At 62.6% G+C, this 21764-nt stretch carries 17 protein-coding genes and 1 riboswitch; of the genes, 14 read left to right on the top strand and 3 right to left on the bottom strand.

Translation table 11 applies throughout. The annotated features are described in order from the left end of the window. The first annotated feature begins 157 nt into the window (after positions 1-157). The 5 genes from GEOBRER4_RS17355 (at position 158) to GEOBRER4_RS17335 (ending at position 5464) form a co-directional block, all read left to right on the top strand. A complete protein-coding gene (locus GEOBRER4_RS17355; protein ID WP_185243314.1) occupies positions 158-1462 on the top strand; it encodes a WD40 repeat domain-containing protein in 1305 nt (434 codons plus the stop codon). A gap of 142 nt (positions 1463-1604) precedes the next feature. After that, complete coding sequence (locus GEOBRER4_RS17350; protein ID WP_226377825.1) at positions 1605-2627, top strand: cytochrome c biogenesis protein ResB; 1023 nt, start codon at positions 1605-1607, stop codon at positions 2625-2627. Positions 2628-2718: 91 nt separating this feature from the next. Continuing rightward, the gene (gene ccsA / locus GEOBRER4_RS17345) at positions 2719-3543 is read left to right on the top strand and encodes a cytochrome c biogenesis protein CcsA (RefSeq protein WP_185243312.1); all 825 of its coding nucleotides are present in this window, start codon (positions 2719-2721) and stop codon (positions 3541-3543) included. Between the two features lie 21 nt (positions 3544-3564). Beyond that, positions 3565-4080, top strand: coding sequence for a hypothetical protein (locus tag GEOBRER4_RS17340; RefSeq protein ID WP_185243311.1), 516 nt, complete (start codon positions 3565-3567; stop codon positions 4078-4080). Positions 4081-4114: 34 nt separating this feature from the next. Further along, complete coding sequence (locus GEOBRER4_RS17335) at positions 4115-5464, top strand: B12-binding domain-containing radical SAM protein (RefSeq protein ID WP_185243310.1); 1350 nt, start codon at positions 4115-4117, stop codon at positions 5462-5464. Between the two features lie 54 nt (positions 5465-5518). Here the strand turns inward: GEOBRER4_RS17335 and GEOBRER4_RS17330 are convergent, their stop codons facing one another. Beyond that, positions 5519-6994, bottom strand: a complete 1476-nt coding sequence (locus GEOBRER4_RS17330) for a LuxE/PaaK family acyltransferase (protein WP_185243309.1) — start codon at positions 6992-6994, stop codon at positions 5519-5521. A 320-nt stretch (positions 6995-7314) separates the two neighbouring features. On the opposite strand from GEOBRER4_RS17330, the gene GEOBRER4_RS17325 reads away from it, so the two are divergent. The 4 genes from GEOBRER4_RS17325 to GEOBRER4_RS17310 are packed head-to-tail and all read left to right on the top strand — an operon-like array spanning position 7315 to position 11357. Next, complete coding sequence (locus tag GEOBRER4_RS17325) at positions 7315-8835, top strand: B12-binding domain-containing radical SAM protein (protein ID WP_185243308.1); 1521 nt, start codon at positions 7315-7317, stop codon at positions 8833-8835. Positions 8836-8856: 21 nt separating this feature from the next. After that, positions 8857-9210 carry a hypothetical protein gene (locus GEOBRER4_RS17320; RefSeq protein ID WP_085814996.1) on the top strand — a complete coding sequence of 118 codons (354 nt, stop codon included), beginning with the start codon at positions 8857-8859 and terminating at the stop codon, positions 9208-9210. A 34-nt stretch (positions 9211-9244) separates the two neighbouring features. Beyond that, a complete protein-coding gene (locus GEOBRER4_RS17315; RefSeq protein ID WP_185243307.1) occupies positions 9245-9916 on the top strand; it encodes a heavy metal response regulator transcription factor in 672 nt (223 codons plus the stop codon). Further along, positions 9903-11357, top strand: a complete 1455-nt coding sequence (locus tag GEOBRER4_RS17310) for a heavy metal sensor histidine kinase (RefSeq protein WP_185243306.1) — start codon at positions 9903-9905, stop codon at positions 11355-11357. Before GEOBRER4_RS17315 ends, GEOBRER4_RS17310 begins: the two co-directional genes overlap by 14 nt. Before the next feature lie 148 nt (positions 11358-11505). Here the strand turns inward: GEOBRER4_RS17310 and thiC are convergent, their stop codons facing one another. Continuing rightward, positions 11506-12819 (bottom strand): phosphomethylpyrimidine synthase ThiC, encoded by a 1314-nt coding sequence (gene thiC / locus GEOBRER4_RS17305; RefSeq protein ID WP_085814999.1) that lies wholly within the window; start codon positions 12817-12819, stop codon positions 11506-11508. Positions 12820-13029: 210 nt separating this feature from the next. After that, on the bottom strand, positions 13030-14487 hold the full coding sequence (gene thiD / locus GEOBRER4_RS17300; protein ID WP_185243305.1) for a bifunctional hydroxymethylpyrimidine kinase/phosphomethylpyrimidine kinase: 1458 nt from the start codon (positions 14485-14487) through the stop codon (positions 13030-13032). A gap of 187 nt (positions 14488-14674) precedes the next feature. Beyond that, a riboswitch (TPP riboswitch) is annotated at positions 14675-14776 on the bottom strand. Between the two features lie 149 nt (positions 14777-14925). Between thiD and alr the strand changes: the two genes are divergently transcribed. The 5 genes from alr (at position 14926) to purD (ending at position 21728) form a co-directional block, all read left to right on the top strand. Then, entirely contained in the window at positions 14926-16065 is a 1140-nt protein-coding gene (gene alr, locus GEOBRER4_RS17295) for an alanine racemase (protein ID WP_185243304.1), read from the top strand. A gap of 211 nt (positions 16066-16276) precedes the next feature. Further along, positions 16277-17308, top strand: a complete 1032-nt coding sequence (gene selD, locus GEOBRER4_RS17290; RefSeq protein ID WP_185243303.1) for a selenide, water dikinase SelD — start codon at positions 16277-16279, stop codon at positions 17306-17308. Further along, positions 17295-18548 carry an ASKHA domain-containing protein gene (locus GEOBRER4_RS17285; protein WP_185243302.1) on the top strand — a complete coding sequence of 418 codons (1254 nt, stop codon included), beginning with the start codon at positions 17295-17297 and terminating at the stop codon, positions 18546-18548. The genes selD and GEOBRER4_RS17285 overlap by 14 nt, the downstream gene beginning before the upstream one ends. A gap of 178 nt (positions 18549-18726) precedes the next feature. Next, entirely contained in the window at positions 18727-20289 is a 1563-nt protein-coding gene (gene purH, locus GEOBRER4_RS17280) for a bifunctional phosphoribosylaminoimidazolecarboxamide formyltransferase/IMP cyclohydrolase (RefSeq protein ID WP_085815004.1), read from the top strand. A 167-nt stretch (positions 20290-20456) separates the two neighbouring features. Continuing rightward, entirely contained in the window at positions 20457-21728 is a 1272-nt protein-coding gene (gene purD, locus GEOBRER4_RS17275) for a phosphoribosylamine--glycine ligase (protein ID WP_185243301.1), read from the top strand. Positions 21729-21764: the final 36 nt, after the last annotated feature.

The raw sequence follows: 21764 nt of genomic DNA, 5'->3' as shown, positions 1-21764 counted from the left end.
AGAATTGGCGGGGCTTTTTGAGGCCAGGATTAAAAGAACTGCTGTCAGATTGGACTTTGTCTCAGCGTTTCAAACTGTTATAATCGGGGCCGTCTTGTGACAGTCGACGGCCAGCTAAAGCAGATACCGCAACAAAGCAGTACTCGATGAGGTCTCAATGAAATACATTGCAGTTTACGGCTCCCTATTCTTCCTGCTGGTTTCTGGAACCGCCTGCGACAAGACCCCTGCCAACTCCTCACAATCAGCATTCAACGACAAATCGGCAAAGCTGGCTGTGGCGCCGGAAGGTTATGAACTGGGCGAAAAGTACTTCAGCCCGGACGGCCGGCACGTTGCCATGCTGGCGAGCAAGGCCGGCCAATCCTTCGTCATCCTGGATTCCGAGATAAACGGCGGCTATGCAGCAATAAACGATCAGTTGTTCAGCAAGTACCGGGGCGATTTCGCTTTCGTCGCTACCGAGGGTAATAAGCAGCGCGTGATCGCCAACGGGAAGGCCGGCAAGGCCTTTGACGGCATAGGAAGGCCTTTTTTCACCCCTGACGGGCGGATCATCTACGATGCGAAGGCGGGAGGGAAATGGTTGATCGTGGCCGGAGACCGGGAGAGCGCTCCCTTTGACTCCGCCAATCCGACCCCGATTCTCAGCGACGACGGCAAGAGGCTCGCATACACCGAACAAAACGGCGCCACCAGGAAAATCTTTCTGCGGCTTTGCTCTAGCGATCTTTCTGGCTGCGCCAGCAGGGGAGACTATGACGCTGTCGGCGAACTGGCCGCTGATGCCTCCCGTACGCGTCTTTGCTACACCGTCACCAAGGACGGCAAAAATGCGGTGGTCACCGTTGACTTGAAGCAGCCTGGCCTGACTGAGAAACCGGGGGGGTGGTACGACGAGATACTGGCGGCCAAACTCTCGGAAGGGGGGGAGCACCTGGCCTACCTGGCGCGGAGAGGCAAAAGCACCGTATTGGTCAAGGACGGCGCGGAAATGCCGGTAAGCCCTGTCGAAACGGTATTCGATCTGGTAGTCGCAAAGAACGGCCGTACCCTCTACACAGCCATGCTGAAGGAGAAGGTCGCGGCCTTTGTCGACGGCAAGCAGGCCGAAAAAGTCTATGACGAGATCAGCGGGGTTAGCTTCAGCCCGGACGGAACCCTCCATGCTTATGCTGCCACGAGCGGCCAGAATGCATTCGTAGTTGTCAATGGAGTGGAGGGGCCGAAGTACGACAAGGTCGTCTCGCCGCGGTTTACCCCCGACGGCAGCCGGCTTGTCTACCGCGCCCGCAAGGCCGGGGAGCGTTTCGCTGTCACCGCAGACCCAAAAGGGCAGACCATCAAGGAACATCCGCATTACGAGGCGGTTTGGGATCTTGCCTTCTCACCCGACGGCAAATCGGTCGGCTACGGGGTCAAGATAGGCCAGGAATTTTGGTGGAAGGTTGAGAAACTGTGACTTTATTTAGGACTGCATGATGAGTGAGCTTGACCGCATTGCCGATTCAGAAAACGAACACTTTCCTCTTGAGCCCCGATACCATCCCGTACACAAGATCCCGCGGAAAATCTACGACTTTCTGGCCTCCGCGAAGCTGGCCATGTTCCTGCTTGTCGCCATCCTGGCCTGCTGCGTAACTGGTGTTACCGTTTTTCGCGAGAAGCGCGCCTGGGACCTGATCTTCAGCACGCTCTGGTTCAACGGCTTGCTGGTGCTGCTGGTGATCAACGTCGCCTGCTGCTTTTTCGGGAGGATCTGGCACCGAAAACTGACCACCATCTCCTTCGGCATGATCCTTTTTCACCTGAGTTTCGTGGCCATGTTCGGCGCCATAGTCTATGACAGCCTGTTCTTCTTTGAAGGCTCCATGCGGCTCACGGAAGGGGAAACGCTGGTCAACAGCTCTCTGGAAAGCTACGACACGGTGAGGCAAGGGCGCTTCTTCAAGTTCTCCCAGCTGAAGGGGGAGACGACCCTGGTCAAGATGCACACCGGGTACCGCGTCGATGGCGACGACAAAAGGGCTGCCTACGAAGTGGAGGTGGGAGAGCCTGGCGCCAAGAAGAAGTCGATCGTCTACATCGGACACAACCTGGACTACAACGGCTTCAAGTATCTACCTGAAAAGGAAGGGTACTCGACGGCGGTGTACCTCTACGACAAAGGGGGGGCTAACCTTTACGGAGCCCACGTGCCGCTGCAGAGCTACAGGCAGAAAGACAAGTCCTTCATGTACTCCACCGGCGAGAAGGAATCTCCAGGCGTCTTCCCCTTTCCCCAGGGCGCGGCCGATCCACTTTTCTACCTCCAGGTCGTCTACCGTCCGTCACCTGTGACGGAAAGGGGAGGGGAGGCTTACTTCCAGGTGTGGCCGTACGGCAAGGCAGACACCATGCCGGGCGACAAGCCGCTGGCGTCCGGGAAGGGCGCGATTGGCGAGAAAGTCGCAGCAGGAGATTATTCCCTATCCGTTAATGAAATTCGCTACTGGGTCGGCATGAACATCCGACATAACCCGGCCAAGCCGGTGATCCTCGGGAGCCTCTGGGTGGGGTTGGCCGGCATGATCATCACCACCTTCGGCAGGATGAAGCAGGGGGGGCGCGCCGGAAAGGGCGCCTGAATCCTGGCAGGACGCAGGCTTCTTCTTTGCAACGGGCTTCACTTGGTGTAACATACGCCCCCGTTATTAAAATTAAATTTGAGGTGACCTAATGAAACCCGAACTTGTCTGCTTTTGGATTGCCGTCGGCCTGTACGGCGTGAGCACATTCAGTTACATCTTCGGTCTCATAGCGAAGTACGACAAGCTCTTCCTTGTCGGCCTGCTCAGCGCCCTTGTCGGGTTCATCCCGCATACCGCCAGCATCGCCCTGCGCTGGATGGCTGGCGGGGTAGAGCCTTTCATCACCATCTCGGAGTCGCTCACCTTCGGGATCTTCGTGACGATCCTGATCTTCCTGATCGTTCAGTTCACCGTGAAAAGGGTGCAACTGCTGGGCGTGCTCGTCATGCCGATATCCTTTGTCCTCCTGGGCTGGGCCGGCACACTGATGAAGGAGGTGGCAAGCTCCATTGCACCCGCGCTGCAAAGCTACTGGCTCTGGGTCCACATCGTCGGCGCCGCGGTAGGTTTCGCCTCGGTGCTGATCGCCGCGGCGCTCGGGCTCATGTACCTGCTCAAGGAGAGGAACTCCGGCGGCATCTACGACAGGCTCCCGGAACTGGGCGCCGTGGACAGGCTCTCCTATCGCTTCGTCGCCGCCGGCTTCATCATGTACGGGCTCATGATCATCTCGGGCGCCTACTGGTCCAACTCGGTGAAAGGTAACTACTGGGCCTGGGATCCGGTCGAGGTCTGGTCCCTTATCTCCTGGCTGATGTACGGGATCTACCTGCACCTGAGGGTCACCTTCGGTTGGCGTGGCAGCAGGCTCGCGTGGTACTCGCTGATCGCCTTGGTGGTTATGATCGTGAGTTACTGGGGCATCCCCTTCGGCGTGGAGACATTCCACTCCGGGTTCAGGATAGAGCACTGATTTTTCAGCAGGAGATGTCAAATGCGCATCATGTTTTGCCTAGTTCTTTTTGCGGCGCTGTCGCTGCAGGTGGCCCATGCGTTGCCTGCTCCGGAAGCGATGAAGAAGCCGTCCAGGATCAACCCGCACGGCGCCCCCGGTGGCACCGGTTCGGCTGCCACCGGCGTGGGCATGGTCGCCATCGTCAAGGGCGCCACCCTTCCCGGGTATGCCAAGGTGAAGATAGGAGAGGCCTTCGAGAACTACCGCCACTTCAAGCAGAAGAGTTGGCGCGAAACCAGCACCGCAGCCGGTACCGTCTACGTAGACTTTACCGGTTCGGCCCCCGCCCGCTGGCTCGACTTCAAGGCCAAGCGCGAGGGGATCTCCGCCAGCGGCATCGAGGTGAAGTTCGCCGTCTACCCAAACGGCGAGTACGGCGTGGTGATGGTGTCCCGCACCGTGGTGAAGAGCGACGGCAAGACCAACCGGTACCCGCTGCCTGACGTGAAAAGCGTGCTCGATGCCATCTACAGCAACAGGAAAATCGACCTGTGACCCGGCGGGGAACGCGCACTAAGGTAGCCGATACATGAAACTTTGCATCATCTTCCCCCCCCTGCCCTTTGGCTGGACCCCGGTGGCCCCCCCGATCCTCGAGTACCTGGCCGCCCTGACCAGGAAGGCCGACCCCTCGATCGAGATCCAGCTCATAAGCGGGAGCGCGACGCCGGACGCCTTCGACAAACTCGACTGCGACCTGGCGGCGATCAGCATCCTCACCCCGACCTCGGTCCCCGGGTACCGGATCGCGGACAGCCTGAGGGCGCGCGGCATCAAGGTCGTTTTCGGGGGGATGCACGCCTCGGCCATGCCCGAGGAGGCCAAGGAACACGGCGACGCAGTGGTCATCGGCGAGGCCGAGAGCGCCTGGCCGCAGGTGCTCAAGGACTTCCGCGCCGGGACCCTGCAGCCCTTCTACCGCGGCGAACAGGTCGAGCTCTCCGATCTGCCGACCCCTCTCTACGGGACCCTCGGGGGGGGGCACCAGTTCCGTATCGTGAACACCTCGCGCGGCTGCCCCTTCAACTGCACCTTCTGCTCGGTGAAGCCGTTCTTCGGAGGGAAGATCCGCTTCCGCCCGATCGAGCACGTGGTGCGCGACGTGGCGGCGATACCCGAGAAGATGTACATAAACGGGGACGAGAACATCTGGTGGCCCGGCACGGCGAACATGCAGCGCGCCATCGACCTCTTCACCGCACTCAGGGGGACCGGGAAAAAGTGGATGGGGTTCGGCAGCCTGGGCCCCGTTCTCGCCCCCCTGGGGTCGAAGATGCTCAACGCCGCGCGTGACTGCGGCATGCTCACCGTGTGGGTCGGGTGGGACGCCATGACCGACGAGGGGCTCAAGGCCTACGCGGCCAACGGCAAGATCGGCGTGGACCGGGAGCGGGCGGTGCGCACGCTCAGGGACCACGGCATCGACGTGTCGCTTTTCTACATGCTCGGCAGCAGGGACGATTCCCTCGACGACTTCAAACGCTCCATCGAACTCGCGGACCGGCTCGGGGTCTCCATGCACCCTTCGCTGGTGGTCCCCTACCCCGGGACCGAACTCGCCCGCCAGTACGAGCCTTACATCTTCAAGGAACTGGGATGGGAGTACTACAACGGCTCCTACGCCGTTTTCGAGCACCCGGATCCTGCCATGACCCCGGAGGCCCGCGAGGAGCAGTTCTACGAAAGCTCGCTCGAACTGCTGAGCCTGCCGCGCGTGCTGCGCCACATGTTCAAGGTGCCGCTGCGCGGCTTCCCCTACGCCCACGTGCTTTCCCTCATGAACCAGCTTCCGGTCAGAAAGGGGATGAAGATCGCCTACCGCAAGTGGCGGGAAGAGAAGGGGCTGGTGCGGGATAAGCAGGTGCTGGAGCGGGGGTAGGGCGCAGGCAAGGAAAGGCCCGTGCTGCAGGGAGCCTGCACGGGCCGTCTTCGCCTACTTCTTTTGAGTTTTGGCGCGTTCCGATTGCAGCCCCGCCGGGTGGTCCGTGAGCTTTTGCTTCTCCGCCTCGGCCACGAACCAGTCGAGCGGGCGCTCGGTCTGGTCCTTGAAGGTGCCGAGGGCCCGGTCCCTAAGCTCCGCCGCTTCCTGGTCCGCCTGCGAGGTGAGGATCTCGTCCACCACCTGCGGGCAGGAGGCGACCGAACCGGGCCTCGCCTCGATCTCCTCGCGGGGGCTCGGGGCCACCTTCGGGTCCTTGGCGAGCCGCATCTTAAGGTCGATGGAGAAGTTGGTGTAGGTCTCCAGCATGCGGAAGATGGCGGAGTCCCCCATCGGCCCCATGGTCCGCTCCTCGTCGGGAAGCGGCGACACCTTGCCGTTCTCGATCTTCGCGCGTCCCACCATCTCGCAGCTCTTGCCGTCGTCGGTGGTGTAGCCCAGGTTGTCGGTGATGACGGCCAGGACGGTCGGGACGTTGGCGAGGTCCCAGTGGGCCAGAAGCCCGACCTCGCCGTCGGGAAGGGGCGAGAGGTCGTCGATGTTCATGGCCAGGACCCGGGACCACGGCGGGACCGGGCGGGCGAGCTTCTTCTCGGGAAGCCCCTTCACGTGGCGCCTGAGAGCGTCGTCGAAGAGGTTGGTGGCGGTCTCCGCCTCCCCCAGCACGTTGACGCAGTGGTTGCGGGGGACGTCCAGGATCTCCTGGACCATGTCGTAGTAGTCGTTCCGGGTGACGACGCCGAAGCGCCCCCGGTAGCCGCCGCCGTCGCAGACGCGGCTGCCGGCGGGAAGCTTGAAGCTGATCTTTCGGCGGCGGCAGGCCTGGAAGAAGTATACGTAGGCGGCCGTCGCGCCGATGAGGGCCACGGGAACCCCGCTTGCCTCCGACTCGCGCAGCGCCTTCAGAAGGTTCTTTATGTCTATGCCGCTTTTGCCCAAAAGGAACATGCTGTCCGGGGTGCCGAAGGCCTTGCGGGTCTGGTCCATGCCGATCGCCATCCCCATCGAGGGGGCCATCTCCGGGCTCGGGGCGAGGATCAGGATGCGGCAGCGCTTACCTTCCTCGAAGTCGGGGAAGAGGTAGGAGCCGGTCATCATCTTGTTGGCGCCGAAGACGAGCTTCTTGCCGTCCTCGTCGCGGAAGATGCGGCCGCGCTGGGTCAGGCTGGTGGTCCCCCCGGTCAGGCAGGCCATGACCGACTGCTCCAGCGGAAAGGAAGCGACCAGGTGGGTCTTGAAGACGTCGTTGTAGACCATGGGGACGTCCTGCCACCTTGAGATGTCCTCCGGGCGGACCTTCTTCACGTCGCAGAACTCGCGGAAGATGGCGTTGGTTTGGTACTGCAGGCTGAAGAGCTGCATGCAGTAGTCGTTGAACCTCTCATCGGAGAGATCGGCATCGACGCCAGCTTCGATGATGGCGAGGATCTCTTCGGTCAGAGCGTGACTGACGCTTCCCGGTGCGGACATGGCGAAACTCCTTTGCAACGGCTGGCTATAAAAACACGTTAGCGCACATACTACTTACAGGCTTTGTGCCAGTCAAGATTATAATAAAACTGTGTGAGTATTAAAGTTGTTTGAACTATCTCCGCATTAAGGTAACTGTTTGGTTACATTATGGTTAAAAAAGCTCTGTCGGCGGGAAAAGTGTATTAGATTAGTTCGGCCATGAGCTGTCAACAAGGCTTTCACTTTTCTTTTATATCCTGTCTGTGAGATGATATGGACAATACCGCTTTGCAACGCACTTCAATAACTACAGTTTTAAGACCTGGAAGGGGTAGGATATGACTATAAAGAGGGTCGCACTGATAACGCCGCCGTACCACTCCGGCGTCGTCGAGTCCGCTGGGACTTGGCTCAATGTGGGGTTCGTCTACATCGCCGGGTCGTTGCGCGCCGCAGGTTACGAGGTTGACTACTACGACGCGATGAGCCTGTGGCACAAGTGGCCCGAGATAGAGGCGCGCATCAGGGCCTTCAGGCCGGACGTGGTCGCCACGACCTCGTTCACCGCTTCCATAGGGCACGCGCTGGAGTTGACGGCGCTGGCCAAGAAGATCAACCCGGACGTGGTGACGGTGCACGGCAACGTCCACGCCACCTTCTGCTATGACGAGATCCTCGAGGCGGAGCACGACACGGTCGACTTCATCGTCAGGGGGGAGGGGGAGGTTACCCTTGTGAAGCTTCTGGACTGCCTGAACCAGGGGGGCGATCCCGCAGAGGTGCCGGGGCTTTCCTTCTGGCGCGACGGCGCCGTGGTCTCGACCCCGAAGGCCGCAGCCATCCAGGACCTCGACGCGCTCCCCATGGCCTGGGACCTGGTGGAGTGGCCCATCTACACCTACCGCGCGAAGAACAACGCCCGACTGGCCATCGTCTCCTCGTCGCGCGGCTGCATGGAGAAATGCTCCTTCTGCTCGCAGCAGCTCTTCTGGGAGCGCTCCTGGCGCGCCAGAAGCGCCGAGAACTTCGTGGCCGAGCTGGAGCTTCTGCGCGACAGCTACGGCGTCGAGGTGGCGATGCTCTCCGACGAGATCCCCACCTTCGACCGCGAGCGCTGGGTGCGCATCCTGGACCTGATGATCGAGCGCAAGGTCGGGGTGAAGCTCCTGATGGAAACCCGCGTGGACGACATCCTGCGCGACGCGGACATCATGGGCAAGTACCGCGAGGCCGGCGTCGAGCACATCTACGTCGGGGTGGAGGCGGGAGACCAGGCGACGCTCGACCTCTTCAACAAGAACACCAAGGTGGAGCAGTCCAAGGCCGCCATCGACATCATCAACAACGCCGACATCGTGTCGGAGACCTCATTCGTCCTGGGGATGCCGGACGATACGCCCGAGAGCATCGCGGCGACCATCGAGCTCGCCAAGCACTACAACCCGGACATGGCGTTCTTCCTCGCCATAGCCCCCTGGCCCTACGCCGAGCTCTACCCTGAGCTGGAGCCGTACGTGGCGACCAGGGACTACCGCAAGTACAACCTCGTGGAGCCGGTGATAAAGCCCAAGGCGATGACGGTGGAGGAACTGGAGCGGGAACTTGGGCGTGCCAGCCAGAAGTTCTACATGCACAAGTTCCAGAAGCTGCATGACCTCTCCCCCTGGAAGCAGACCTTCATGGTCGCGGTGCTGGACATTCTCATCAACAACTCGTACCTCGCCGGACAGATGAGGGCGATGATGAAGGAAGGAAAAGAGATGCCGCCCGAGGTGCAGGCGCTATTGAGAAGCATCAAGACCGCCCGCGGCGATGCCGGTGCCGGCGTCCACCCGCACACCTTCGCGCCCATCCCATAGGCGGCGGGAAACAGGAGCAACATGGATTCCATCAAGAAGGCAGCCATCGTGCTGAACGGCTTCATCCACGATTTCGCCACGGGCTACTGGCTCTCGGCTCTGATAGCGATCTACCTGCTGCACGGCTTCCGGGGGGGCTTGCCCGAGGTGACCGCGATCCTCTCGGGGATCGAGCGCTTTTTCTTCTGGAACACGGTGGGAGCCGCCGCCACCATCTTTGCCACCGGCGGGATGCGGAGCTTCACCTACGTCAACAACTTTTACGGCCCCGAAGCGGAACGGACGCGGCGCAGGATGCTGGTGATCAAGCACGTCCTGCTCCTATTGGTGGTCGGCGCCGGGAGCTACTGGGGCTATTCGCTGTCGTTCAGCTAGAACCGGCAAACGCCCCCTGAGGGATTTTGAGCTTATGTATTTTTTGATCGTGGAAGACGCGGAAAAAACCGCGGAGCAGTTGCGCAAGGGGTTGTCGGAGATGTCGATAACGGTGGACGTCGCCTCCGACGGGCTCAAGGGGCTGGCGATGGCCCGGGAGAGGGAGTACGACCTGATCGTCCTGGACCTGATGCTGCCGGGAATCGACGGCTTCGAGGTGGTGAAGAGGCTCCGCGAGGGAGGATCCACCACTCCGGTCATGATCCTCACCGCCCGCGACGAGGTGCACGACCGCATCACCGGGCTGCAGCTTGGGGCGGACGACTACCTGGTCAAGCCCTACTCCTTCGCCGAACTCTGCGCCCGGATCCAGGCGCTTTTGCGCCGCGGCCAGGTAGTGCAGCAGGACGAGATACGGGTGGCCGATCTTACCGTCAACTTCTTCGCCCACAAGGCGACCCGCGCCGGCAAGACGCTGGAGCTGACCCCGAAGGAGTTCGCCCTGCTCTCCCTGCTGATCCGCCGGGCAGGCGAGGTGCAGTCCCGGCTGAGGATCGCCGAAAGGGTCTGGAACCTCGGCTTCGAGGCCAACCTGAAGATCGTCGACGTGAAGGTGGCGGCCCTGAGGGCAAAGGTGGACGGGCCGTTCGAGAAGAAGCTGATACACACGGTGCGGGGGCTGGGGTACATACTTGAAGATCGCTAGACTGAAGCGGTTTTTGCGCAAGGGGATCCTGGTTGACCGCCCCGGGGCGTTTTCCATCGCCCACAACCTGGCCATGGTCCATATCATCACCATCGTGGCCGCCTTCTCAGTCTGCGCCGTTTTCCTCTACTTCAAGATCGTAGAACAGCTGGACCTGTCCGCCAACAACGAGCTGAGGTCGGAGATCGCCTCGATCAGGACCCTTCTTTTCGCCCCGAACGGCGTGGACGTACTCCGGGAGGCGATGGAGAACGAGACCGAGAGCGAGGAACCCGGGCGCCACTGTATCCTGGTCCGCATCCTCGACAAAAGCGGTAACGCGGTCGTTCAGTGCAAGAACATCAGGGCGCTCCCGGCGTCGTCCTTCCCGCGGGATGGAGTCTGCCAGGTCAGGAAAGTAAAGGGCAATAACGGCAAGCCTTACCTGATGCGGAACGTCTCGCTGCACGACCCCTTCTCCCAGGCCAACGGGTGGCGCATGCAGATCGCCATCGACCTCACCGAGCACGAAAGGCTCGTCGCGAGCTACCGCACCTATCTGATCCTTTTCGGCTTCGGAGGGCTACTCTTCGCCATACCGACGTCGCTGCTCGTGGTGCGGCACGGCCTGAAGCCGCTCAACGAACTGTCGGACACCATCGCGCAGATCACCGACGACGAACTCGGCACCAGGCTCAACCCCGCCCAGTTCCCCGTCGAGATGCAGTCCCTGGTAAACTCCTTCAACACCATGATGGACACCCTGGAGGGCTCCTTCCAGCGCCTTTCGCACTACTCGGGGAACCTGGCCCACGAGCTGCGCACCCCGATAAACAACCTGATGCTGCAGACCGAAATCGCCCTGTCCAAGGAAAGGACGCCGGAGGCTTACCGCGAGGTGATGGCTTCGGCCGTCGAAGAGTACACACAGCTCTCACTGATCATAGACCGGCTGCTCTTTCTGGCCCGCGCCGACAGCAACAACAACGACCTTTTGCCGCAGAGGCTGTCCGTGGAGCAGGAGGCCGCCGAGGTGATCGACTACTTCTCAGAGGAAGCGGCAGAAGCCGGCATCACCCTCGAGTGCCGCGGCGCCGGCGTCATCGCTGCCGACCGGACCCTCTTTCGCCGCGCGCTCAGCAACCTGGTCTCCAACGCCATCTCCCATACCCCCCGCGGTGGGGTAGTTTCCGTCTCCATCCGCCCCCGCAACGACGGCAGCGTCGATGTGGACGTAAGCGATACCGGATGCGGCGTGGAGCCCAAGCATCTGCCGATGCTGTTTGACCGTTTCTACCGCGTCGACCAGGAGGTGGGCGGGGAGCCCCGAGTCGGGAACGGGCTTGGGCTCGCCATCGTCAAGGCGATCATGACCATGCATCGCGGCCGGGTGCTGGCGTGGAGCAAGCTGGGGAAAGGGACCACCATCACCCTGCGCTTCAGCCGACGCCAGCAATCCTAAAAAGAGCGGAAGAGACAAACAGAATTGCCCTTCCCCATTTTCGGACGCCGTTACGTTCCCCGCTTTGCGAAGGGGGACACAAAAAAAGCCATGCCGGCTGTGTGCCGGGCATGGCTTTTTTGATTTCAGCGCAGGGTAGCGCCCTGGGTCAGGCGGCGCTGGCCGCGTTCGCCTTTTCGCGCTCGGTGGCGTCGTCCATCACCTTGTAGGCGCAGAACTCGCCGCACATGGTGCATGCGCCGTGGTCGGCGACGCCGGACTCCTCCCTCAGGCGGCGCGCTTTCACCGGGTCGATGGCGAGGGCGAACTGCCCCTCCCAGTCGAGCTTCTTGCGGCAGCGGGCCATCTCGTTGTCCTTCTCCATGGCCCCCTTGACCCCCTTCACGATGTCGGCTGCGTGGGCCGCGATCCGGCTCGCCATGACACCCTCGCGCACGTCTTCCACGCTGGGGAGCTTCAGGTGCTCCGAAGGGGTGACGTAGCAGAGGAAATCGGCCCCGGCGGCAGCGGCTATGGTGCCGCCGATGGCCGAGGTGATGTGGTCGTAGCCCGGCGCGATGTCGGTTACCAGCGGCCCGAGCACGTAGAAGGGTGCCCCGTGGCAGAGCCTCTTCTGCAGCAGGATGTTCGCCTCGATCTGGTTCAGCGGCATGTGCCCCGGACCCTCGATCATCACCTGCACCCCGTACTCCTGCGCCCTCTGGGTGAGCTCTCCCAGGAGGATCAACTCGTGGATCTGGGCCCGGTCGGTCGCGTCGGCCAGGCAGCCGGGGCGGAAGCCGTCACCAAGCGACAGGGTCATGTCGTAGGCCTTGGTGATCTCCAGCAGGCGGTCGAAGTGCTCGTAAAGCGGGTTCTCCGCGTTGTTGTGCGCCATCCATTCGATGGTGAAGGCGCCGCCGCGGGAGACGACGTCCATGATGCGCCCTTCCTTGCGCATCCGCTCCACCGTGGAGCGGGTCACGCCGCAGTGCACGGTGATGAAGTCGACTCCGTCCTCGGCGTGCTTGATCACCCCCTGGAAGATGTCCTCGACCGTCATCTCCACGATCGCCTTCTTGTGCTTTCTGACCGCGTCGAGTGCAGCCTGGTACAGCGGCACGGTGCCGATGCAGGCGCTGGTCTCGGCGATGACGGCGCGGCGGATCTCGTCCACCGGGCCGCCGGTGGAGAGGTCCATGATGGCGTCGGCGCCGCTGGCGACCGCCACGCGCACCTTCTCCAGCTCCTTCTGGAAGTCGAGGTCGTCGGCGGAGGAGCCGATGTTGGCGTTGACCTTTGTCCTCAGCCCCTTGCCGACGGCGAGCGGGGTGCCGTTTGTGTGCTTGTTGTTGTGGCAGATGATGATGTTGCCCGCGGCGATCCCGGCGCGGATGAACTCGGCGTCCACCCCTTCGGCGAGGGCCGCAGTCTTCATCTTGTCGGTGATGATCCCCTTGCGGGCGTATTCGAGCTGGGTCATGGCTGCTCCTTTATTGGTAAAGTCCCCCTTTGCGAAGGGGGATTTAGGGGGATTTGCTTTGGTTGGGGAGAAGCAAATCCCCCCTGTCCCCCCTTCGCAAAGGGGGGGACGCAATAGCCTCGTCTACTCTTCGAGGAAACAGCATCCTCGCTCCACGGAATCCCCCGATGAACCTTCGCAAAGTGGGGAGAGTGCGGTGAACAACTGGTGTCAAGTTTCGGCTTGGTCTCTTGCGGCCAGGAAATGGTTCACCGGGCCGTGTCCTTTTCCCAGCGGCTGCGCGTACTTGATGGCCCGGGTCACGAACAGCTTCGCCCTCAATACGGCTCCGGGGAGCGGTTCCCCCTGGGCCAGGTAGCTTGCGATGGCGGAAGCGAGCGTGCAGCCGGTGCCGTGGGTGTTGCGGGTGAGGACGCGCGGGGCCGTGAAGCGGGTGAAGCCGGTGCCGTCGAAGAGGATGTCGGTGACGACCCCCTCGGTCAGGTGCCCCCCCTTGATCAGCACGTGTCTCGCCCCCATGAGGTGCAGGGCGCGTGCGGCGAGCTCCATCCCGGCGGCATCGGTGATGGAGAGCCCGGTGAGCGCCTCTGCCTCGGGGATGTTGGGCGTGAGCAGGTAGCAAAGCGGGATCAGCCTCTGTTTCAGCACGCCGAGCGCCTCGTTCTCCATGAGCGCGACCCCCCCCTTGGCGCTCATCACCGGGTCGAGCACAACCATCCTCATGCCGTGGGCGCTGAGCCTGTCGGCGAGGGTGGCGGCGTTTGCTGCCGAGGAGAGCATCCCCACCTTGACCACGTCGATCGGGATGTCCGAGAGGACCGCGTCGATCTGCTGCGCCAGGAATTCTGGGGGGACCGGGTGTATCGCGGTGACGCCGCGGGTGTTCTGGGCGGTAAGCGCGGTGATGGCCGAGGCGCCGTAGCTTCCTAAAAGCGTCACCGTCTTCAGGTCCGCCTGGATGCCGGCGCCCCCTCCCGAGTCGCTTCCCGCTACGGTGAGGACGCCGCCGCGCGGCTGCAGCCCCTTCCTGTTGAACAAAAGCGCCAGTTCGGTCGCCGCGAGCGCGGGGGATCTGGCCGAAAGGACCGCCGAGATAACCGCGATGGCGTCGGCTCCGGCGTCTATCACCGCGCAGGCGTTGTCCCTGGCGATGCCGCCGATGGCGACCACCGGGATCCTCAGCTTCCCCTTTAAAAGCGCCAGCTGCTCCGGCCCCTGGATATGCTCGACCTCTTTGCTGGCGGTGGGGTAGAGGGCGCCGAAGCCTATGTAGTCGGCGCCCGCGTCCTGCGCCTCGAGCGCTTCCGCAAGCGAGTGGGTGGAGATCCCTATGATCTTTTTCGGACCCAGCGCCTCGCGCGCCGCGGCCGGGTCACCGTCATCCTGCCCCAGGTGGACGCCGTCGGCGTCGAGCTCCAGGGCCAGTTGCACGTCGTCGTTGACGATGAACTTCGCCTCGAACTCGGCACAGAGGTGTTTCAGCTCCTGCCCCAGGTCCAGTCGTTCCTCGTAGCTGCGGACCTTGTCCCGGTACTGCAGGACGGCGACGTATCCTGAGGAGAGCGCCTCGCGCACGCGGTGGACCAGGCGCTCCGCTTGATCCGTGATGAGGTAGAGCCCCTCGATGCGCCGCTCCTTGCCGCTGTGATCCACCACGAGTCTTAACACGTTAACCTCTGGGCAAAGCTGAAAAGCAAACCTTTGGCAAGGAGAACATCTGAGAAAATCGCATCTCCCAGGGGGGGCATCTTTACTCAGACGTCCCCAGTTTTCTCCTTGCCGGCGGTTTCGGGTTTTCTGGTTGGAAACAAAAAGAGCCGTGACGGAATAGGTCACGGCTCCGCAGATGAACAGGTCGGAGTTCGCGCCGCTTCCCTACGCCGGTGTCAACCGGATCAGGTTCAAAGGGTTCAGGCCGCGCCTGTCTCAGTTCCTGCGAACTCCCCTAGCTGGCTCAGTGGCTGCGCGTAAACATAAAGGAATCCTCTTGATAAGTCAATCGGTTTCGGGTTTTTGCCTTTACAGCCAACGGCAGAAGTGGTAGAAAATTCACTGGCCGGGACATCCCGGCCTGATTTCATTCACCTCTATGGATACGGGCCTTTTATGGACAGTCGTCCTACAGTCGTCGAGATAGATCTCGCCGCCCTGCGGCACAATTTCTCCCTGGTGCAAAAGCGGGTCCCCGAAGGGTGCGGCCTTCTGGCCGTGGTCAAGGCGGACGCCTACGGGCACGGCTTTCAATACGTTTCGGAAGAGCTGGAAAAGCTCGGCGTTGACGCCTTCGCGGTCGCCTTCCTTGCAGAAGGGGTGCAGCTGCGCATGAGCGGCATCACTCGTCCGGTGCTGATTCTGGGAGGGATCTACCCCGGCGAGGAGAGGCGCTGCATCGGCCTGAACATCTCCACTGCGCTCTTCTCCCTGGAGCAGGCAGCGGCCTTGGACCGGGCTGCGCTGGAGATCAAGTGCTACCGCAAGGCGCACATCCATCTCAAGGTGGACACCGGGATGGGGCGGCTCGGGGTCCCGTATCACGAGGTCCCGGAATTCCTGGCCCAGCTGAAACAGTTCAAGAACCTGGAGCTTGAGGGTATCTTCTCCCATTTCGCCAGCGCCGACGAACTCGACCCGGACGGGATCGCCTTCACGAAGCTTCAGGCCGAGCGTTTCAACGCCGCCGTCGAAGAGGCGCGCCGTCAGGGGTACGCGCCTGCCTACGTGCACGTCGCCAACAGCGCCGCCATACTTGCCCAGGATCTCCCTTACTGCAACCTGGCCCGCCCCGGCATCATCCTCTACGGCGCGCTTCCCTCAGGCGACTTCGAGGGGCAGGTTCCGTCGCAGCCGGTGATGCGCCTGAAAAGCCGGGTGGCGATGCTCAAATGGGTGGAGCCCGGCACCAGCATCAGCTACGGCAGGCGCTACGTGGCCAGTCAGCGCGCCCTGATCGCGAGCGTGCCCGTAGGTTATGCCGACGGCTATTGCCGCAGCCTCACCAACAAGGGCGAGGCGCTGATCCGGGGGCAGCGGGCAAGGGTGGCCGGCACAGTCTGCATGGACTGGATCATGCTGGACGTCACCAACGTGGAGGGAGTCGCGGTAGGGGACGACGTGACGCTTCTCGGGCCCGATCCCATGGGGGACTGCATCAGCGCCGAGGAGATGGCCGAGAAAGCCGGAACCATACCGTACGAGGTACTCTGCGGCATAGCCACCCGCCGCGTGCGCAGGGTGTATCTTGGGTAAAAACAGGGGCTAGGGACTAGGGGCTAGGAACTGGTAAAGAACCAGGGACTAGGGACTGGTAGACAAAACAGGGACTAGGGAGCAGGGGTTAGCGGCTGGCAAAGGCAAAAAGGTGTTACGGATCAGGGACGAGAAAAGGGTTTGCTAGCCTCTAGCCCCCAGCCCCTAGCCCCAGATTTTAGCCCCTAGCCCCAGATTTTAAGGAGTGGTCATGACTGACAAAGTACGGCTCACCACGATGGTGCAGGCGGCCGGTTGAGCTGCCAAGCTGGGCCCGGCGGGCCTGGAAGAAGCCATTCATGACATAACGCGCTCGGACGACCCCAACCTCATCGTGGGGGTGGAAGGGGCGGAGGACGCCGGCATCTACCGGATTGGGGAGAGCCTCGCCCTGGTGGAGACCACCGACATCATAACGCCGCTGGTGGACGATCCCTTCACCTTCGGCCGCATCGCCGCGGCCAACGCCCTCTCGGACGTCTACGCCATGGGGGGAAGACCGGTGACGGCGATGAACCTCGCGTTTTTCCCGGCCTGCTCGCTCCCCACGTCGGTCCTGGCCGCAATCCTCGCCGGTGGCTCGGACGCGCTCAAGGAGGCCGGCGCCTGCCTCGTCGGGGGACACACGGTGGAGGACAACGAGCTCAAGTTCGGGCTCGCGGTGACCGGCCTCATCGACCCGGGGCGCGTGGTCAGAAACTGCACCGCCCGCCCCGGCGACCTCATCGTCCTCACGAAGCCGCTGGGAACCGGCATCGTCTCCACGGCGATCAAGGCGGAGATGATCGAGCCGGAAGTGGCGGCGGAGGCAACCCGCTGGATGACCACCTTGAACGCGCAGGCCGCAGAGCTCATGGTCGCTTGCCGCGCCACGGCCGCAACGGACGTGACCGGGTTCGGCTTCATCGGCCACGCCTGCGAGATGGCTCTCGGCGCCAAGGTGAGCTTCAAGGTCGAGCTGGCGCGGGTGCCGGTCATCCCGGGGGTAGCGGCTCTCATCGATGACGGTCTCGTCCCCGCGGGGTGCTACCGCAATCGTCAGCACTACGAAACACACGTCTCAGGAAACAGCGGCGACCCTCTGCTGCCGCTCTTCGATCCCCAGACCTCGGGGGGGCTTTTGATAACCTTCGCCCCCGACGACGCCCGCGACTTCCTCTCCCGCGCCGCTGCGCAGGGGCTTTTCGCCGCCTGCATCGGCGAGGTCGAGCCCGCCGGAGGAACCCCCATTGTCTTCATCTAGAAGACTCGCCGCGGCTTTCGACCTGGGGACCACCACCATCGCCGCGTCCCTGGTTGATCCCGCCTCTGGGGAGCGCCTGGCGCGCACCGGAGCGCTCAACCCGCAGCGCGCTTTCGGCGCCGACGTACTCACCCGCCTCACCGCCGCGGCCGACAGCGAAAGGCTGCGGGCCATGCAGGGATGCCTCGCGCTCGAGATGGAGCGCCTGACCGATGAACTCCTGGCGCTTGCCGGCGCCGCACCCGCAGAGCTCGCCCAGGTCGCGGTGGCAGGGAACCCTGCCATGGAACACATCGCCCTCGCCCTGCCGGTCGCCTCGCTCGCCTATCCCCCCTTTCGCCCTCTCTTCACTGCCGGCAAGACCGTCACCACCCTCGATCTCGGCTGGAAACGGGAGCTCCCGGCTTATCTGCTCCCTCTTCCCGGCGGCTTCGTCGGCGGCGACCTGGTGGCCTTCCTCTTCGGCCTTGCCGAAGAACCGGCGAGGGGGACGCTCTATCTTGACATGGGTACCAACGCCGAGATCGCTCTTTTCGACGGCGAACATTTCCTCGCCACCTCGGCCGCCGCCGGTCCCGCCTTCGAAGGGGGGAACCTCCGCTGCGGCATGTCTGCGCTTCCCGGCGCCGTCAGCGGAGTCAGCATCGACGGCGACCGTCTGCTCTTGAGCACCATAGCCGGCGCCACCCCCCGCGGCATCTGCGGGTCCGGCGTGCTGGAGACGGTGGCGGCGCTTTTAGAGGCCGGCATCATCGAGCCTAGCGGCAGGATCCGTCCCGCCGCCGAGATCGATTCCAACCTGGGGAACCGGGTTCAGGAGGTGAACGGCATCCCGGCTTTCGTACTGCACCGCGACGCCTCGGGGTCCGTCTTTCTGGACCAGGAGGATGTTCGCGCGCTGCAGCTCGCCAAGGGTGCGCTGCGGGGGGGGATGGAGATCCTTATGGGGAAGGCGGGGCTTTCTGCGGACGATCTTTCCCGCGTGGTGCTGACCGGTTCCTTCGGAGCGGTGCTGTCGCCGGAGGTGCTAAAAAAGGTTGGAATTTTCAACGAAAAGATGGTAAGAATCACCGGATTCATTAAGGAAGGGGCCCTGGCCGGAGTGGAGCGGATGCTGCTCTTGAATGATGGCCGGGACCAGATGGAGGACCTGGCGCAAAAGGTCCGGGTGATACCCCTTTCCGGCACTCCGCTCTTCGAAAAACACTTCCTGGCGAACGTAGACTTTCCAAAGACCTAAAGCTTTACCACAGAGGACGCAGCGGTACACGGAGGTCCCGGAGGAAAGGCGTTGAAACTGAAGTTTTGACCCGTAACCCGGTTATCCTCCGTGTCCCCGGTGAACCTCTGTGTCTCTGTGGCGAGCTTTCGCTTTTAGTTTCTAGAATCGACATCAAAAGCCGCAAAAGGAGTTAAACATGGCAAAGATTGGGCGCGCGCTGATCAGCGTGTCGGAGAAGACTGGTGTGGTGGAATTTTCCCGGGCGCTGGCGGGTTACGGCGTGGAGATCCTCTCCACCGGCGGTACCGCGAAGCTTCTGCGTGAGGCGGGCATCGCCGTCAAGGACGTCTCCGAGTTCACCGGTTTCCCCGAGATGCTGGACGGCCGGGTGAAGACCCTGCACCCGAAGGTTCACGGCGGCATCCTCGGCATGCGCGAGAATCCGGCCCACGTGGCCAAGATGCAGGAGCACGGCATCGAGCCCATCGACATGGTGGTAGTGAACCTCTACCCCTTCGAGGCGACCGTCGCCAAGGAGGACTGCACCATGGAGGACGCCATCGAGAACATCGACATCGGCGGCCCGACCATGCTCCGCTCCGCGGCCAAGAACAACCGCGACGTCACCGTGGTCGTTGACCACGCCGACTACCAGGTGGTCCTGGACGAGATGAAAAACTCCGGCGGCAGCGTGTCGCGCGAGACCAATTTCCGGCTGGCGGTCAAGGTATACCAGCACACCGCAGCCTACGACGGCGCCATCTCCAACTGGCTCGGCGCCCGTACCGGCGAGGGGGTCGCTGCTTTCCCGGACACCCTCACCATGCAGTACAAGCTGGCCCAAGGGATGCGCTACGGCGAGAACCCGCACCAGTCCGGCGCCTTCTACGTCGAGAAGGGGTCCAAAGAAGCCTCCATCTCCACGGCGCGCCAGATCCAGGGGAAGGAACTCTCCTACAACAACATCGGCGACACCGATGCGGCGCTGGAATGCGTGAAGCAGTTCACCGAGCCGGCCTGCGTAATCGTGAAGCATGCCAATCCCTGCGGCGTGGCGCTCGGCGCGAACATCATGGAAGCCTATGACAAGGCGTACAAGACCGACCCCGAGTCCGCCTTCGGCGGCATCATCGCCTTCAACCGCGAACTGGACGAGTCCACCGCCCGCGCCATCGTCGAGCGCCAGTTCGTCGAAGTGATCATCGCTCCCAAGGTGACCGAGGCCGCAAGCGAAGTGGTCGCGGCCAAGAAGAACGTCCGCCTCATGGAGTGCGGCTTCTGGCCCGAGAACCCCGCGCCGCGTTTCGATTACAAGAGGGTGAACGGGGGCATGCTGGTCCAGGACGCCGACCTCGAGCTCTTCACCGAGCTGAAGGTGGTGACCAAGAGGGCGCCGACCGACAAGGAGATGGAAGACCTCCTCTTCACCTGGCGCGTGGCGAAGTTCGTCAAATCCAACGCCATCGTCTACGGCCGCGACAACTCCACCGTCGGCGTGGGCGCGGGCCAGATGAGCCGCGTCAACTCCGCCCGCATCGCCGCCATCAAGGCGGAGCATGCCGGCATCCCGGTCCAGGGCGCGGTCATGGCGTCCGACGCCTTCTTCCCGTTCAGGGACGGCCTCGACAATGCCGCCTCCGTGGGTGTCACCGCGGTGATCCAGCCTGGCGGCAGCATGCGTGACGCCGAGGTCATCGCCGCAGCAGACGAGCACGGCATCGCCATGGTCTTCACCAGCATGAGGCACTTCAGGCACTAAAACCTCAATTGACAATTGACAATGGACAATTGACAACGCTTTGTTGCCATTGTCCATTGTCTCTTTCATGCCGTCCGCACCAGGTTGTGCTGCAACTGGACGGGGAGGCCAGGTTTTCATCGTCAATTGTCAATTATCCATTGTTAATTGGTTTAAGGAGTTTGCTTATGAAGGTTTTGGTAGTAGGTAGCGGAGGGCGCGAGCACGCGCTGGTCTGGAAGATCGCCCAGTCCCCGCTGGTAAGCCAGGTGTTCTGCGCGCCGGGGAATCCGGGAACGGCCACCCTGGCGCAAAACGTGGACATAGCGGTGGACAACCTCCAGGGGCTCCTCGACTTCGCCCGCAAGGAAGGGGTCGAACTCACCGTGGTAGGCCCGGAGCTTCCGCTTTCCCTGGGTCTCGTCGATCTGTTCGAGGAGAACGGCCTGAAGGCGTTCGGCGCCAGGAAAAACGCCGCCATCATAGAGGCGAGCAAGGCGTTCTCGAAGGACCTGATGCACAAGTACAACGTCCCCACCGCGGCCTACGGCGTCTTCACCGAAGTCGAGCCCGCCGTCTCCTTCATCGACCGTACTGGGATCCCCATCGTCATCAAGGCGGACGGGCTTGCCGCAGGCAAAGGGGTGATCATCGCCCAGACCCGCGACGAGGCGGTTGCGGCCGTGACCGACATGCTCTCCGGCAACGCCTTCGGCGCGGCAGGCTCCAGGGTGGTCATCGAGGAGTTCCTGAAAGGGGAGGAAGCCTCCTTCCTCGCCTTCACCGACGGCGAAAGGATCATCCCGCTTGCTAGCGCCCAGGACCACAAGGCCGTCTTTGACGGCGACCAGGGGCCCAATACCGGCGGGATGGGAGCCTACTCCCCGGCACCGGTGGTCACCCCCGCCATCCACGACAAGGCCATGGCCGAGGTGATGCGCCGCACCGTGGACGGGATGAAGGCCGAGGGGCGTACCTACCGCGGCGTCCTCTACGCTGGACTCATGATCGACGGCGACTCGGTGAAGACCCTGGAGTTCAACGCCCGCTTCGGCGACCCCGAATGCCAGCCTCTTTTGATGCGGATGAAGTCCGACATAGTCCCCATTCTCATGGCCGTCGCCTCCGGTAGCCTGGAGGGGGTGGAGATAGAGTGGCACGACAAGGCGGCGGTCTGCGTGGTCATGGCGGCCGAGGGGTACCCGGCGGACTACCGCAAGGGGGACCTCATCGCCGGGCTCGACGCCGCAGGGCGGATAGAGGACCTCGTCGTGTTCCACGCCGGAACCAAGGCGACCGGCGAGGGGGTGGTCACCAGCGGCGGCCGCGTGCTTGGCGTGACCGCTTTGGGCACAACGGTCAAGGAAGCGATCGAGCGCGCCTACCAGGGAGTTAAAGAGATCTCCTGGCCCGGCGTTCATTACAGGAAGGACATCGGCGCCAAGGCGATGAAGCGCTAAAACCACAAGCTCTAGCCACGGAGAATTCTGAGAGAA

The sequence above is a fragment of the Citrifermentans bremense genome, from assembly GCF_014218275.1.
Lineage (GTDB): Bacteria > Desulfobacterota > Desulfuromonadia > Geobacterales > Geobacteraceae > Geomonas > Geomonas pelophila.
Note: the sequence above shows the minus strand (reverse complement) of the source record. Positions and strands in the feature narration are given on the sequence as shown.